A 14,922-nucleotide genomic window follows, 5' to 3' on the forward strand; every position below is an offset into this window, starting at 1 on the left:
CCACCCTTGTAGTCGCATGGTTTTCAATCAGTCGATCGGTACTCATTCTTCATAGATCATTTTTCGCGTCATCCCACCATCAAGGACAAGTGTCTCTCCCGTCAAGAAATCATTTTCGGGGTTCGTTAAGAACAGGGCGGCACGAGCGACATCTTCTGGCTTACCGACGCGTCCAGACGGGTGTTGCGAATGATCCTCCGGGGAAAGTTCATGATAATTCCCGGTCTCGATCCACCCTGGTGCGATTGCATTGACGAGAACGCCTTTGGGACCTAACGAAACGGCAAGAGCATGTGTCAAAGCGACGATTCCACCTTTTGTTGCGGCATACGATTCTGTATCAGGCTCCGACATATAGGCACGAGTCGAAGCCAAGTTAACGATTCGACCACCGTGTTTTAGATGTGGTGCAGCTGCCTTTGTTGTCAAAAAGATACTGCGTAAGTTCGTATGGTTGACGCGGTCCCATTCTTCGAGCGTGAGTTCAAGAAGGGGTTTTCGAATGATGATGCCGGCGTTATTGATGATGATGTCGATTTTACCTGTATGTTCTAATGCTTTTTCGATGAGTAAGTTGACATCATGTTCGTCTTGAACGTCCAACCGGTAAAAGTAAGCCGTTCCACCAGCTTCTTCGATTTCTTGAGCAATGACTTCACCCGTCATTTGATCAATATCTGCTAAAATGACGACGGCACCTTCATTTGCATATGTTTTAGCAAGCGTTGCACCAATCCCGTTTGCAGCACCAGTAATAATGACCGTTTGATTGACTAAATCCATGTCTTTCACTCCTCTTCTTTGCAACTTTCCTTCTAAATGGAATAGCCTGAATCGGATTGATTAAAACCTAACGTTTCAAGTACGGTTGAGGATTATCAATCAAGTGTAGAGGGAATAGTATTAACGTTAAAGACATTAAATCGTCGAATGGGGGATTTACGGATGGATTTATCGAATGAGAAATTAAAACAACAACAAGATCAATATGCGGAAGAAGCAAAGGACTATATCGATCGTCCGAAAAAAACAAAATCGATTTTAAAACGAGCGAACAATTCAATTCAAAAAAATTCAAGTCTGTCACTTGTCTTTTCGCCGGTTCGCTTATTCATTGATATGGTACGTTCGTATCAATCAGGAGAATACCGAAATATCCGCCGGACAACAATTCTAAAAGTAATCGGTGCGTTGATTTATCTGGTTTCACCAATCGACTTGATTCCAGATTTTATTCTTGGTTTTGGGTTCGCAGATGATGTCGCGATTATTCTGTTCGTCACGAAAACGATTTTTGAAGAGTTGACGCGATATAGTGATTGGCAGGATGAGCAACAAAAAGCACGAACGCAACCTATCCAAAGTGAAGATGCCTACTGAAACATAGACGGATTGTTGAGCCTGACACTGATTGATTCAGTGTCAGGCTTTTATAATGGAAAAAAGTTGTTTTCTGTACGCTACTCGTAAAGTTCGTTACACTGGGAAGAGGAAACGAACGGAGAAGAGGAGGTATGTGATGGCCTGGCATGCATGGATGGAGTCCTATGGTTATCTAGGGATTATGGTGACATTAATGTTTCCGTTTTTACCAAGTGAAGTTCCGCTCGCCTATGCGGGTTACTTGGTGCATACGGCACAATCAAATATTGTCTTGATGTTACTTGTCGCCGTCTTCAGTTTCGTCGTCAGCCAGAACATCTTCTTTACGATCGGTCAACTCGGAAGTGAGCGGCTACTTGGACGCGTTTTTAAATTGTTTCGGATTTCTGAAACGAGAATGGTTCAATTTCAACAGCAAATGGAGACGCGCGGACGATTTATTTTACTCCTGTCACCGATGTGGCGAATGGGTTTTGCGGTTGGAGCAGGTCTGACAGGTGTGTCTCGTTTGACGTTCACAATCGCAACGACAGTGTCCTTTTTTGTGTGGTCCGCGTTTTTCATCTGGGGTGGAAAAAAGCTCGGGCATGGTATGAATGGACGACATCATGATTTTCACCAGTATACTCCGTGGATTGTCGGGCTATTACTTCTTCTCGGGGTTTACCTATATGTTAGAAAAAAGAGAATGCTAAAAAAATAGAGGAGTGTTTTCATGGCAGTTATTTTATTCGATATTGACGGTACACTGATTGATTCAACAAATCAGATGACAGAGGCGATTCATCTCGCGATGGCAGACATGCCGCATCTTGAAAAACCTTCAAAAGACCGCGTCCGGGCAAGTTACGGACTGGCGGGGGGTGCGTTTTGGGAAAAGGCGATTCCGGATGCTTCAGAAGAGGATATTCAACGGATTCGCCAAAAGCGCCATCATCATTTAGAACAGACAATGAAGGATCAAGAGGTGTTGTTTGAAGGAGTCCGGGATTTACTCCGCACCTTGACGGAACAAGGGCATATTGTCTCGACGGCAAGCAATTGCGGGGTCCACTACATGAATCTTGTCCTCGACAGTCAAGCCATCCGACCGTTTTTCACGAGTCCGAAATGTTTAGGTTCAGTGAACGGAAAACAAAAAGCTGATATTTTAGCGGCACATCGAGCAGAGTTTGGAGACGTCGAGTACTTGATGGTCGGTGACCGGTCGTCTGATATCGAAGCAGCACGAATTGCAGACATGCCGGTTGCGATTTGCCGGTTCGGTTTCGGGACGACGGATGAATGGGAACTCGCAGACCACCAGCTTAAACAACCGTTAGATGTCTTAAAGTTTGTTTAAAGTATGTTAATTAAAAGAAGCGGATTGCCGGTACCGGCAATCCGCTTCTTTTAATTATTCAAAATCGAGTCGGTAGTCTTCCTGGTTCGTCCAGGGGCGGAAGCGACGGAATAACTGATGGAAGGATAAGCAGAGGACAATCGGGAGTAAAATGAATAATCCGAAGACGAGCAGTCCATTTGCCCATGTCCATCCACCTGCCATCAAATGCAAAGCATTGATTGGACCGATCAACCCGGACATACCGAAGCCGGCGCTAAACGGTGTTCCTTGAATCCCTAAAATCCCGGCTAACCCGCCGAGAACAGCGGCACTACACATGACGGGAACGATCATGATGGGATTTCGAATGAAGTTTGCCATCTGAATTTTCGGTGATCCTAAAAAATGCGCAATCGACGTTCCGCGAGAATTTGCCTTCCAGCCTGCGATTGCAAGACCGAATCCAGCTGCACAGACACCGAGGTTCGCAGCGCCTGCCGCAATGCCGGAGAGGCTGATGGCTGTCGCAATCCCGACGGTCGATAGGGGAGAGACAATCAAAACAGAAAACGTGACCGCTAACAGGACGCCCATCAAGATTGGTTGCAGAACAGTGAACTGAGTGATCATTTGACCGATCGCCGCAGTGATTTTAGTGACGAACGGATATGTAAGGACGCCGATCCCACCTGCACCGACAATGATCAACGTCGGCATGACGAGAACAGTGTAGGTTTTAAAACGATTTCCAATCCATAAGACAAGTGCGGTTGCGATGGCAGCTGTTACACCTGCGTTGATGACATCACCCGTACCGACGAATAAAAAACCGGCTGTTTCCGTCCGTGTTGCGACACCTGAACCGACGACGGTCGCTAGACCAATCGAGGCGGTTTCGATTGGAGTCGTCTTGAATTGCATGGCGACGGCAACACCGATGACCATCGGTAGCAAGCGCATCGCAATCGTAGTCGAGTCGATGATGTGTTGAGCGGGCGCGAAGTAAGGTAATAATGCTTTGGCGAGTTCGCCGAGCAGAGCACTTGGGATTAGTGCAACTAAAATTCCGATACTGAGTCCGTTCAGTACATGGATACCGAACTGACGATTGATTCGTGTTGTAGAAGATTCGATGGGAATACACTCCTTATGTAATGCTTTTGTGCATAACAGCATAAAAGCTATGAATTGTTTTTTATCTTACGCGACAGGAAAGAACACGTCAAGAAGAAATAGGAATTTTCTGTGAATTGATGAGTGCATTCTGTTCGCACTCCGTGAAAAGGACTGGTAGAGTAAAAGGGTAAAAGATATTAGAGAGGATGAATGAAATGGCAGAACAACAAATCGTTTTAGCAGAAAGACCTGAAGGACGTCCGACGCGTGAAACGTTTCGGTATGAATCAATCGAACTAAACGCACCAGACGCGGGACAAGTCTTGCTCGAGACACTCTACATTTCAGTTGATCCATACATGCGCGGGCGGATGAATGATGCACGTTCATACTCGCAACCATTTGAGCTGGACGCACCGGTTCAAGGGGGTGTCGTCGCGAAAGTCATCGAGTCACGTAGTGATGCTCTTAAAGAAGGGGATATCGTCGTCGGAATGCTCGACTGGGCAACGAAACTTGTTGTCGATGCAAAAACTGTTCGGAAAATTGATGCGTCGCTCGCACCTGTATCGACAGCGCTCGGCGTACTCGGTATGACAGGGATGACGGCTTACTTTGGTTTACTGGATATCGGTAACCCGCAGCCAGGTGAAACGGTTGTCGTGTCGGCTGCGGCCGGGGCTGTCGGATCAATCGTCGGTCAAATCGCCAAAATCAAAGGTGCTCGTGTCGTTGGAATCGCGGGAAGCGATGAAAAGACGACCTACCTAAAAGAGCAACTTGGTTTTGATGAAGTCATCAACTACAAAACGGAAGACGTCGGCGAAGCGCTCGACCGCGCATGTCCGAGTGGGGTCGATGTTTATTTTGAGAATGTCGGAGGCGAGATTGGGGACGCGGTCATTGACCGTTTGAATCCGTTTGCCCGTATTCCGGTCTGTGGCGCGATTTCTGGATATAATGAAAAAGAGAACATCGGACCTCGCGTACAATCAAAATTGATTGCTTCACGGGCACGGATGCAAGGCTTCTTAGTCGGGGATTATGGAAAACGTTTCAAGGAAGCGGCAGAACAGTTAGGGAAATGGGTCAGTGCCGGTGAATTGAAATATGAAGAAACGATTTTTGAAGGTTTCAATAACGTTCCGGATGCATTCCTAGGTCTGTTCGATGGTTCGAACACAGGAAAGTTACTCGTGAAACTGTAAAGTGTAGACTTTGTATGTAAAAACGTACTATCTAAAAGAAGCGTCGGACGATTCGTAATTGAATCGTCCGACGCTTCTTTTTTTAGGTACGACGTGTAACGTCGATCATGATTTTTTTTGATCGTCTTTCAATTCTTCTAAATCTGGATCGGGGTGTTGTGTCTCAGCAGGCTTGATGCCGGGGTCTGATGTTTCAGCCGGTTCAGGATCTGGGTGAAGACCGACGTCTGCCTGTTCATTTGGTAAATTCTCTTTTTTTTCATTCATGGTAAAATTCATTCCTTTCTCTTTTTCGAATCTTCTTAAGATTTACCCGTCTATCTGATTCTGAAACTAATGAAGTGCTCATCATATTTTATTGCCTAATTATTCAAAAGTAAGTCACGAACAAACTACAGTCCATGCCAATCAGTCATCTTCTCAACTGGAATGTAAGGAAATACTGGAGAACATTCATCAACTCTTTACAAAAACCTTGCAAGGGATTTAAGTGCCCTTTGAACTGCTCTCGTAGACTGAAAAGAGATCAAGCAGGAAGGGTGTTTTGAACGTGAATGGACAACAGTGGAAAAGAAAAGTAACGCAACAGCTAAGTTGGGTCCGTGCTGAACAACAGCGATTGAAGACGGAACCAGCAGCGAGTTCGACTGCGTTCGAGACATTACAACGGTTAGGATCGTTGGGAACGGCTAAGACGATTCGTCCGTCAAACAAGCCGGTTGAAACAAAAACGAAGCGCTATCAAGAAGAGAGTAATCAACAATTACTCGATACGATTGACTACCAATCGATTCCGCTTCGGAGTCAGTCACGTTACTATGAGCCGCGACCGCTTGAAGTAGCTGTCGTCTGTTCCGAGTTCATGCATGCCTATTATCAAGATGCGTTCCATCTCCATTATGTGAATGCAGACACGTTTGAGGATGTCTTTAGTCGTAAAATCGATCTCTTTTTAGTCATCACGTCATGGAAAGGCTTGCAGGGGGGTGACTGGAAAGGGGTCGCGACACCGAAATCGAAAAAAAGAACATTACTCCTCCAGATGATGCGAGAGGTGAAACAGCAAGGGATTCCGGTCGTCTTCCAGTCAACGGAAGACCCGAGTAACTTCGACCGTTTCAGTGAGCTGGCAAAACAAGCCGATTATGTGCTGACATCGGACGAAGCGATGCTTCCGGAATATCAAGTGCTTTGTGGCCATGACCGGATTGAAGCGGTCTCGTTCGGTGTGAATCCGCTGATCCATAATCCGCTTGGCGCGACCCGAAGCCGGAAAAATCATGTGTTGTTCGCCGGGAGCTGGATGGCGAAGTATCCAGAACGTGTCAAGGATACGGAAGTGCTGTTCGATGGGGTGATGAGCTCATCGCATCAGCTTGATATCGTCGACCGCAACTATCACCTCGGCTTACCGGACTATCATTTCCCGGACCGGTACGTCAAACGGGTTGCCCCTGCGATTCCGTATGATGCGCTTCAGCAGGTGAGCAAATGTTACGACTGGGTGTTGAATCTCAATAGCATCAAATACAGTAAAACGATGTGTGCGCGCCGGATTTTTGAATCGCAGGCACTTGGGAATCTAATCATTTCGAATTATAGTATCGCCGTCAACAATCTGTTTCCAAACGTATTTACAGTTCACGATCAACAGGAAATCAAAGCAATCGTCGAACGGACATCTGAAGAAGACATTGAGCGATTGCGTGCTGAAGGAATTCGTTCCGTCATGTCGAGTCACACGGTGTTTGACCGGGTCGATCAATTGGCGCGGATGTTGAAACTCAATCAACAACAACCGGCGCGTCGCCTGCTCGTCGTCTTACGCAATCCGACACCGGCTCTTGAACAGCAGATTGCCAAGCAATCGATTGAAGCGGATGCTATTTGTCACCTGTCCGAGTTGACGGAAAGGGAATATGGAAAAGCCGATCTTGTTGCCCTGCTCGACGGCGGCGAGTCGTACGGGGAATATTACCTCGAAGATTTACGCAACGGCTTTAAGTTTGCCGATGCCGATATCGTCCGGAAATCGCTCAGCGGACAAGCCGCTTATGAAGTCTTTGAGACGTCAGGCGCAGATACCGGAGCGATGGTCTGGCGGGAGCATGTCCCGTTTGAACAGTTTGTCAGCGGAACGTTATCCGGACGGACGCTCATGCTGGATCGCTTCGAGTGGAATGAACAGTATCAAACGAAGCCGCTCCTTGCGCCGGTCTTGTCAGTCGTCGTGCCGATTTATAACAACGGCCCTCATTTGATGTATAAGTGTTTTGCGAGCTTGAAGCGGATGAATCGTTTTGACGAAACGGAAATCGTGCTTGTCGACGACGGGTCGACGGATTTCGGGACGATTCAAGCCGTCGAACGAATTGGACGGCGACACGGGAACGTGACGACTTACTTCTTTGAAACAGGCGGGAGCGGAAGTGCATCACGTCCTCGTAACAAAGGTGTCGAACTGGCGCGTGCCGACCGGGTGGCCTTTTTAGATCCGGACAATGAAGTGCTCAGTGACCGTTATGCGGAGTTGTTAGATGAGCTTGATCAAAATCCGACGCTCGATTTTGCAGTCGGTCATATGAAAAAGTTAGCGGAGAAGACGAGCATCATCGCCTTGCCGACGATTCGGAAAAAGGGACGAACCGTTTGTGAAGACCCCCGTGCCTATCTGCTTGAACATCGTTTTGCCGTGCAAAGCATTCAAGCATTGGTCGTCAAGCGCGATTTCCTCGTCAAACATCAGCTGGAACAGGTCGTCGGAGCCGTCGGTCAAGACTCGTTATTTTTCCAAGAGATGATGTTACGGGCGGAGCGTGTTCTGCTTGTGAACCGCGTCGTGCATTATTATTACGCGGCAGTCGCCGGCTCGACGGTTAACTCGTTGACGGTCCGCTTCTTTGAGCGCAGTGTCCTCCGTGAACGGGCACGAGCAGAGAAGTTTGCAAAATATGGTGTGCTCGACCAATACAAGACGAAACGTTTTGAGCATTTCTTCGAACACTGGTATTTGGTCAAGCTGCGCCAATGCAGCGATAAGGACTTTGGACCAAGTGTTGCCTTATTACGGACGATTGTCGGGTTTTACGAACCGATTCAACTAACGGCACCGTTAGTCCGACAGTTTGTTGAATTAGCGGATGCGGGTAAGACGGATGCGATTCAAGAATTGTTATTAGAGGAGGTCACGGCATGACGAGCACAGCAGGAATGAAACGACCAAAGGATCAAGTCCGCGCCGCCTATTATGACCAGTTAGGGGTCGCGTTCGGAAAAAAGGTCCGGGCGCGCATCCACTGGATAGTACGTGAGGCGAAGGGAGAAGACATCCTTGATGTCGGGTGCTCAGGGGGACTCGTCCCGATTTTACTCGGACGCGAAGGGAAACGTGTCACAGGAATCGACGTCTCTCCGGAAGCAATCGCTGAAGCAACGTCTGCGTTAAAAGAAGAAGCGGCATCTGTCCAATCCGTCGTCATGTTCAGTGAAGCGAACATCATGTCTTTTTCAGCAAACCGGCAATTCGATACGGTTTTGATGACGGAAGTACTCGAGCACATCGGTGAACCGGAACGGGTGATTCAGCAGGCATATACACTCGTCAAACCAGGTGGACGTCTTGTCGTGACCGTTCCGTTCGGCGTTAATGATTATGCCGATCATAAGCGGACCTATTATTTGAAACGACTTGTCGAACAAGTAACACCTTATGGCACGATTGAAAAAATCGAACGGTTCGATAAGTGGCTTGGCGTGACGCTTGTCGTTCAAGAAGATGTACAACCGGCCCGGATGTTGTCTGCAGAAGAAGTCGACTGGCTCGAAAATTCGTTTGAGACTGTCGAGCGGATGCACCTAGCGGAAGTCATCCGTCTAAAACAAGTCAACAAGCGGCTGGAACAAAAAGTGCAACACGTAGCGGAAATTGAATTGCGGATGGTGGAACAATCGAATGAACAGGTGAAACTGGAACACCAAGTAAGCGAGATGAATCAACAGCTGGAACAACTTGCGCACCAATATACGTTAGTGCTCAAACGTTACGAGGAGGCACTCGTTTCGAACATGGAAGTGCTGGAGGCGAATGAAGCATGGAAATCAAAATACCGGTCACTCGCAAATTCAAAATTAGGAAAAGTCATCGTCCGTTACTGGAAGCTCAGACGAAAACTATCACGAAGACAGGCAAGGCGTCGATGAACGTGTTGATGATTTGTCAAAACTTCTATCCGGAAATCGGAAGTGCTGCGAATCGGATGAAAAATATTTTTAAACGGATGGAACAACGGGGCAGTGACGTCCATGTCTTGACGTCGGAGCCGCTTTATCCGACGGCGGAACTCTATACGGATGCGATGTTTTGGGACGAACCGACGCTTGACGCCGCGCACATCACACGGATTCAACCACGCGATGTCCGGGCGACGACTAATTTGTGGAAACGACTCCACCTCTTCATCGAACAGTTTTTCTTAGCGATCAAAGAAGTGCGGCAAGATCCAAAACAGTACGAATATATCTATGCGACAACACCTTCGATTTTTATGGGACTGGTCGGTGTCGTCGCGAAACATGTCAAACAGGCACCGCTGATTTTAGATGTCCGTGATTTATGGCCGGAATCACTCGTCGGTGTCGGCATCACGAAATCACGCCTGTTATTGAGACCATTGTACTGGCTTGAAAAATGGATGTATCATCAAGCGGATCAAATCGTCATCAACAGCGAAGGGTTTCGGTCCTATATCGAACAGAAGGGGATTGACGCATCGCGTATTCACTACATTCCGAATTCGATTGAAGAAAATGAGTGGTTGATTAAACGGCGTCATGTCTCGGAACAGGTCCGCGTTGTCTACACGGGAAACATCGGACTGGCGCAAGATGTCTTTTTATTACTTGATGTGGCGGAACGGTTGATGGTCGACAGAAACATTGAATTCCATGTCGTTGGTTACGGATACCATAAGGAAAAATTCGAGAAGTTGATTGCGGAGCGGAAACTGACGAACATCCACTTCATGAACGCGATGCCGCGTTGGGACGCATTGAAACAGCTCGCTAAAAGTGACATCGCCTTTGCGACGCTTGTCGAGAGCACGGCATTTGACACGGTCACACCAGGGAAAATCATCGATTATATGGCGATGGGATGTGCCATCGTCGGCGCTGTTTCCGGACATGCCGCAAAAGTGATTGAAGCATCGGGTGCTGGTGTCGTATCGCGTGACCGCAGCCGGGACGAGATCGTCCGGCAGATTCGTCATCTCGCAAACAATCCGGAAGAACGGGCATTGATGGGACGCTCTGGCGTCTCCTACGTCCAAACACATTTTGACTGGGAACAAAATGAAGAGCGACTGTTTGAAGCGATTCGTCAAACTTGTCAACAGACAGTGGAGGTGAAGGGATGAAACGTGTCGGAATGTTTGTTTGGAACACTTTTACGAACGATGCCCGTGTGTTAAGGGAATGTACCGCCCTTGCTGATGCTGCGTATCAGGTCGACTTGTACTGTTTAAATGACGGAACGTTACCGAAAATCGAGCAGCATCCAGCAGGTTTCCGCATTCTTCGGATTGATCGCACACCACCACTTGCCGGTGTGCTGTCGCGTTTTCGGAAACGGTCACCGGTTACGCTAGTCGCGGCTATCGGAGTGTTGGTACTGATTCCGTGGTTGATTCCCGTCTTGCTCATGCTCTATCTTTTACAAAAAAGCCGCTTTTTACGCTATGCGCTTTATAACAGCTTTGGCATCATCCGGATGACGCGCGCCGCAAGACAGCGTCAATACGATGTCATGCACGCCAATGATTTAAATACGTTACCGCAAGCGATTTTAGCAAAACGTCAGGCAAAAGTCGTCTATGATTCACACGAAGTGCAAACCGACCGGACAGGATACGGAAAGGGACAAGGAATCCTTGAGCGTATCCTGTTGCGTTTCGTTGATTGGACGATGGTCGAAAATGATACAAGAGCGGATTATCACCAGCAACTGTACGGAAGCCGGCCGACGGTTCTTCATAATTATCCGTTTTATCAGGAAACGATCCCGGCGGCACGTTCGCTGCACACAGAACTCGGTCTCGACCGTGCGGAACCGATTTTGCTTTATCAAGGCGGGATTCAAGAAGGGCGCGGACTGGAACGATTGATTGAGGCGATGCCATCCGTGACGAACGGAACTTTATTATTTGTTGGCGATGGTAAAATCAAAACACATTTGCAACGCTTAGCCGCGGAATCTTCAGCGCGTGAGCGGATTTATTTCATCGATAAAGTACCACTAAATCAGTTGCCGAGTTATACAGCGGCAGCGACGATTGGGTTCCAAGTCTTACAAAACGTCTGCTTTAACCATTATTCAGCCTCATCGAATAAATTATTCGAATATATGGCAGCACTTGTCCCGGTCGTCGCGGCAGACTTACCAGAAATTCGCCGGGTCGTCGAAACGGAACAGGTCGGTTTGATTGTCGATGTCGAGTCGCCGGAGTCGATTGCGCAAGCCGTCAATCGCTTGATAGCGGATGATTCGTTACGCAATCAGATGAAAAGCCGAGCGGAAGAGGCGAGAAGACGGTACAACTGGGACGAGGAAAAACAACATCTCTTAGCGGTATATGCGGCTGTTTCAGCGGGAACAGCACCTGAAGTCAATTAAAGTTACAGCTAATACCAAGTGAAACCACACAAATGAAGAACGTTTGATGTGGATATGGTCGGTATCATACAAGGTTCGTCAACGTGTTCGTCGATTCTTTACAACCTTTACGTAAAGTACAGAAAATACGGCGAATGTAAGGTCTGTGAAGAATGGTTTAAGAGATGGTTAGAACCGTTGGAAACACTAGGAATTGTCGGTATGGTCTAGGTACAGCCACGTCATGTTCGATGCAAGGTTTGGCGTGAACTACACACTAGATGGAGGAATGACAAAATGAAACTTTGTACAATCGGACTTGGATATATTGGATTACCTTCTTCTGCGATGTTCGCAGATCACGGCACAGAAGTAGTCGGTGTCGATATCGACCCGCGAATCGTTCAAATGTTGAATGCAGGAGATATCCATATTGAAGAACCAGGCTTAGAAGACGTCATCAAACGAGTCGTCGCGAACGGTACGTTCCGTGCGACATTAACGCCGGAACAAGCTGATGTCTTTCTGGTTGCCGTTCCGACGCCGAACCTTGACGATACGTACAAATCATGTGACTTGAAATATGTCATTTCAGCAGTACGCAATCTGCTGCCACACTTAGAAAAAGGGAACGTCGTCATCGTCGAATCAACAATCGCACCACGGACGATGGATGACCATGTACGACCATTGATTGAAGAAGCGGGCTTTAAGATTGGCGAAGACGTGTTCGTCGTCCATTGTCCGGAACGGGTTTTACCGGGACAAATTCTTCATGAATTGATTCATAACAACCGGATTGTTGGGGGACTGACGGAAGCGTGTGCCAAGGCCGGGGCCGCTGTCTACCGGACTTTCGTCCAGGGAGAAATCGTCCAGACGGATGCGAAGACGGCAGAGATGTCAAAGTTGATGGAAAATACATTCCGTGACGTCAACATCGCCCTTGCGAACGAATTAACACAAGTGTGTCACCAACTTAAAATTAACGTCCTCGATGTCATTGAGATGGCAAACATGCACCCACGCGTTAACTTGCATCATCCGGGACCGGGTGTCGGAGGACATTGTCTTGCCGTCGATCCGTACTTCATCGTCGCGAAGGCGCCGTCGCTTGCACGAATCATCCATACGGCGCGTGATACGAATGTCAACATGCCCCGTTTCGTTGCGGATCAAGCAGAACGCCTCGTCGCCAACCGTGTCCGTCCGAAAATTGCTGTCTTCGGTGTCACGTATAAAGGAAACGTTGATGATATGCGGGAAAGTCCGGCAGTCGAAGTCATCGAACAATTACTAGATCGTGGACTCGATGTCGCAGTCTGTGATCCGCACGTCGAACGCTCGATTTCGTCACGGTTTACATTAGTCGACGAGATTGAAGCAATCCAAGGAGCCGATCTTGCCCTGGTCCTTGTCGATCACGATGAATTCAAGGCATTTGATTCACGTCGTCTGAAAAACCAAATGCGGACACCGGTCTTATTCGATACGAAAGGCGTCGTCGGAGAGCTTGAAGATATCATGGTCCTCAACTTTGGTAACTTGCATACACATAACACGATGAAAGTAGACGCTGAAGCGATATGAACAGCGTCCGTACCGTCCTCAATGAGTTGAAAGATCATCTTTACCTGATCGTACGCCTTTCACTCTATGAGACAAAAAGCCAATACAGCATGCAATACCTCGGGTGGTTTTGGGAAATCATGACGCCGCTGTTGCAAATCGGTGTCTACTGGGTCGTCTTCGGTTTTGGCATTCGAGGTGGACACCCGGTTGACGGGATTCCGTTTGTATTATGGTTAGTCAGTGGATTGATTGCCTGGTTCTTTATCGGAAGTACGATTCCGAGTGGGTCCCGTTCCATCTATGGACGGGTCGCGCTCGTCTCAAAGATGCATTTCCCGTTGAGTACGATTCCGGCCTATGTCATTTTGGCACAATTTTATCGGCACATTGCGATGGTCCTCCTGACAATCATTCTTGGAGCTGCCTTTAGTTATTTTCCGGGATGGCATACGTTCGAACTGTTGTACATCATACCGGCAGGAATCATTTTCTTATATGCGGTCTCGCTCCTGTTGTCGGCGCTCGCGACGATGGTCCGGGATGTCCAAAACATGGTCACATCAGGCATGCGGATGTTGATGTATTTGACGCCAATCATGTGGGTCCCACCCGATCATTCCATCTTTAAGACGTTGTTGATGATCAATCCACTCGTCTATTTGATCGAAGGGTATCGTTCAGCCTTAATCGGAACGGGGTATTTGATGGAGCATCTTTGGTACGGCTGTTATTTTTGGAGCATTACCGCAGTGATTTTAATGACAGGTGCAACCGTCCATATCCGATTCCGTCGTTATTTCATTGATTATGTGTAGGAGGAACGAAGATGAGTCATGTCGTGTTTGAAAATGTCTCGAAGCGATACGTCTTGTATTCGCGTCCGATTGATAAGTTAAAAGAGGTTTTATTTGGCAAGATGAGCGGAAAGCCGTTCTATGCCTTAAAGAATGTATCGTTTTCAGTCGAACAAGGTGAAATCGTTGGTGTCGTCGGCATCAACGGAAGCGGGAAATCGACGTTGTCACATCTCCTTGCGAACGTCACGCCTCCGACGTACGGGCAGGTGACGTTGCGTGGTAAGTCAGCCTTAATTGCCATCTCGAGCGGATTGAACAATCAGTTGACGGGGCGCGACAATATCGAGCTCAAGGGGCTGATGATGGGACTGAACAAAAAACAAATCCGAATGATCACTCCAGACATTTTAGAATTCGCCGACATCGGGGAATTCATCGACCAGCCGGTCAAAACGTATTCGAGCGGGATGCGGGCCCGCTTAGGGTTTGCGATTTCCATCAACATCAATCCAGATATCTTGATTATCGACGAAGCCTTATCGGTCGGCGATCAGACGTTTACGGAAAAATGCTTGGATAAGATGCGCGAGTTTCGTGATCAAGGGAAAACGATTTTCTTCATCAGTCATTCGCTCAGTCAGGTCAAAAGTTTTTGTTCAAAAGTCTTATGGCTCGAATACGGCGAAGTCCGGATGTTCGGACCAACCGCAGAGACGATGGCGGAGTACAACAAGTATCTCTACTGGCATAAACAGTTATCGAAAAAGCAAGTTGCCCATTACGTGGCAAAAAAACGGACAGGACGAAGTGATGAAATCGAACGGTCCGTCCGTGGCGAGACGATTGAATTGTCATCATGAATAAGGAATAGGG

General features: G+C 47.8%; 14 protein-coding genes. 11 read left to right on the top strand and 3 right to left on the bottom strand.

The annotated features are described in order from the left end of the window. Window positions 1-42 precede the first annotated feature (42 nt). Window positions 43-783, bottom strand: a complete 741-nt coding sequence (locus tag KNP98_RS03640; protein ID WP_088836536.1) for an SDR family NAD(P)-dependent oxidoreductase — start codon at window positions 781-783, stop codon at window positions 43-45. 162 nt (window positions 784-945) lie between these two features. Between KNP98_RS03640 and KNP98_RS03645 the strand changes: the two genes are divergently transcribed. From KNP98_RS03645 to KNP98_RS03655, 3 genes are all read left to right on the top strand, one after another. Next, window positions 946-1,380 (top strand): YkvA family protein, encoded by a 435-nt coding sequence (locus KNP98_RS03645; protein ID WP_088836537.1) that lies wholly within the window; start codon window positions 946-948, stop codon window positions 1,378-1,380. 139 nt (window positions 1,381-1,519) lie between these two features. Further along, window positions 1,520-2,086: a DedA family protein gene (locus KNP98_RS03650; protein ID WP_088836538.1), complete on the top strand. Its 567-nt coding sequence runs from the start codon at window positions 1,520-1,522 to the stop codon at window positions 2,084-2,086. 12 nt (window positions 2,087-2,098) lie between these two features. After that, entirely contained in the window at window positions 2,099-2,725 is a 627-nt protein-coding gene (locus tag KNP98_RS03655) for an HAD family hydrolase (RefSeq protein ID WP_214810710.1), read from the top strand. 54 nt (window positions 2,726-2,779) lie between these two features. Here KNP98_RS03655 and KNP98_RS03660 read toward each other — a convergent pair whose 3' ends face one another. Continuing rightward, window positions 2,780-3,883, bottom strand: coding sequence for a PTS sugar transporter subunit IIC (locus KNP98_RS03660; protein WP_251135134.1), 1,104 nt, complete (start codon window positions 3,881-3,883; stop codon window positions 2,780-2,782). A 155-nt stretch (window positions 3,884-4,038) separates the two neighbouring features. Here KNP98_RS03660 and KNP98_RS03665 point away from each other — a divergent pair, with 155 nt between their 5' ends. Continuing rightward, window positions 4,039-5,031 (top strand): NADP-dependent oxidoreductase, encoded by a 993-nt coding sequence (locus tag KNP98_RS03665; protein WP_214810711.1) that lies wholly within the window; start codon window positions 4,039-4,041, stop codon window positions 5,029-5,031. A gap of 105 nt (window positions 5,032-5,136) precedes the next feature. On the opposite strand, the gene KNP98_RS03670 is transcribed toward KNP98_RS03665, so the two are convergent. After that, window positions 5,137-5,298, bottom strand: coding sequence for a hypothetical protein (locus KNP98_RS03670; protein WP_167331095.1), 162 nt, complete (start codon window positions 5,296-5,298; stop codon window positions 5,137-5,139). 283 nt (window positions 5,299-5,581) lie between these two features. On the opposite strand from KNP98_RS03670, the gene KNP98_RS16240 reads away from it, so the two are divergent. The 7 genes from KNP98_RS16240 (at window position 5,582) to KNP98_RS03705 (ending at window position 14,909) form a co-directional block, all read left to right on the top strand. Beyond that, window positions 5,582-8,227, top strand: coding sequence for a glycosyltransferase (locus KNP98_RS16240; protein WP_214765440.1), 2,646 nt, complete (start codon window positions 5,582-5,584; stop codon window positions 8,225-8,227). Continuing rightward, a complete protein-coding gene (locus KNP98_RS03680) occupies window positions 8,224-9,231 on the top strand; it encodes a class I SAM-dependent methyltransferase (protein WP_214765438.1) in 1,008 nt (335 codons plus the stop codon). The genes KNP98_RS16240 and KNP98_RS03680 overlap by 4 nt, the downstream gene beginning before the upstream one ends. Further along, window positions 9,123-10,445: a glycosyltransferase family 4 protein gene (locus KNP98_RS03685; RefSeq protein ID WP_239456843.1), complete on the top strand. Its 1,323-nt coding sequence runs from the start codon at window positions 9,123-9,125 to the stop codon at window positions 10,443-10,445. The genes KNP98_RS03680 and KNP98_RS03685 overlap by 109 nt, the downstream gene beginning before the upstream one ends. After that, window positions 10,442-11,701 (top strand): glycosyltransferase, encoded by a 1,260-nt coding sequence (locus KNP98_RS03690; RefSeq protein WP_088836543.1) that lies wholly within the window; start codon window positions 10,442-10,444, stop codon window positions 11,699-11,701. Before KNP98_RS03685 ends, KNP98_RS03690 begins: the two co-directional genes overlap by 4 nt. Window positions 11,702-11,977: 276 nt before the next feature. Beyond that, window positions 11,978-13,270, top strand: coding sequence for a nucleotide sugar dehydrogenase (locus tag KNP98_RS03695; RefSeq protein WP_088836544.1), 1,293 nt, complete (start codon window positions 11,978-11,980; stop codon window positions 13,268-13,270). Continuing rightward, the gene (locus KNP98_RS03700; RefSeq protein WP_214810712.1) at window positions 13,267-14,067 is read left to right on the top strand and encodes an ABC transporter permease; all 801 of its coding nucleotides are present in this window, start codon (window positions 13,267-13,269) and stop codon (window positions 14,065-14,067) included. The genes KNP98_RS03695 and KNP98_RS03700 overlap by 4 nt, the downstream gene beginning before the upstream one ends. Before the next feature lie 11 nt (window positions 14,068-14,078). After that, a complete protein-coding gene (locus KNP98_RS03705; RefSeq protein WP_088836546.1) occupies window positions 14,079-14,909 on the top strand; it encodes an ABC transporter ATP-binding protein in 831 nt (276 codons plus the stop codon). Window positions 14,910-14,922: the final 13 nt, after the last annotated feature.

Source organism: Exiguobacterium sp. s127 (assembly GCF_018618695.1).
GTDB lineage: Bacteria > Bacillota > Bacilli > Exiguobacteriales > Exiguobacteriaceae > Exiguobacterium_A > Exiguobacterium_A oxidotolerans.

Coding starts and splice junctions, on each gene's coding strand:
- KNP98_RS03705 (WP_088836546.1), top strand. CDS start 14,079: ATGAGTCATGTCGTGTTTGAAAATGTCTCGAAGCGATACGTCTTGTAT.
- KNP98_RS03670 (WP_167331095.1), bottom strand. CDS start 5,298: ATGAATGAAAAAAAAGAGAATTTACCAAATGAACAGGCAGACGTCGGT.
- KNP98_RS03660 (WP_251135134.1), bottom strand. CDS start 3,883: ATGCTGTTATGCACAAAAGCATTACATAAGGAGTGTATTCCCATCGAA.
- KNP98_RS03650 (WP_088836538.1), top strand. CDS start 1,520: ATGGCCTGGCATGCATGGATGGAGTCCTATGGTTATCTAGGGATTATG.
- KNP98_RS03700 (WP_214810712.1), top strand. CDS start 13,267: ATGAACAGCGTCCGTACCGTCCTCAATGAGTTGAAAGATCATCTTTAC.
- KNP98_RS03645 (WP_088836537.1), top strand. CDS start 946: ATGGATTTATCGAATGAGAAATTAAAACAACAACAAGATCAATATGCG.
- KNP98_RS03665 (WP_214810711.1), top strand. CDS start 4,039: ATGGCAGAACAACAAATCGTTTTAGCAGAAAGACCTGAAGGACGTCCG.
- KNP98_RS03690 (WP_088836543.1), top strand. CDS start 10,442: ATGAAACGTGTCGGAATGTTTGTTTGGAACACTTTTACGAACGATGCC.
- KNP98_RS03640 (WP_088836536.1), bottom strand. CDS start 783: ATGGATTTAGTCAATCAAACGGTCATTATTACTGGTGCTGCAAACGGG.
- KNP98_RS03680 (WP_214765438.1), top strand. CDS start 8,224: ATGACGAGCACAGCAGGAATGAAACGACCAAAGGATCAAGTCCGCGCC.
- KNP98_RS03695 (WP_088836544.1), top strand. CDS start 11,978: ATGAAACTTTGTACAATCGGACTTGGATATATTGGATTACCTTCTTCT.
- KNP98_RS03685 (WP_239456843.1), top strand. CDS start 9,123: ATGGAAATCAAAATACCGGTCACTCGCAAATTCAAAATTAGGAAAAGT.
- KNP98_RS03655 (WP_214810710.1), top strand. CDS start 2,099: ATGGCAGTTATTTTATTCGATATTGACGGTACACTGATTGATTCAACA.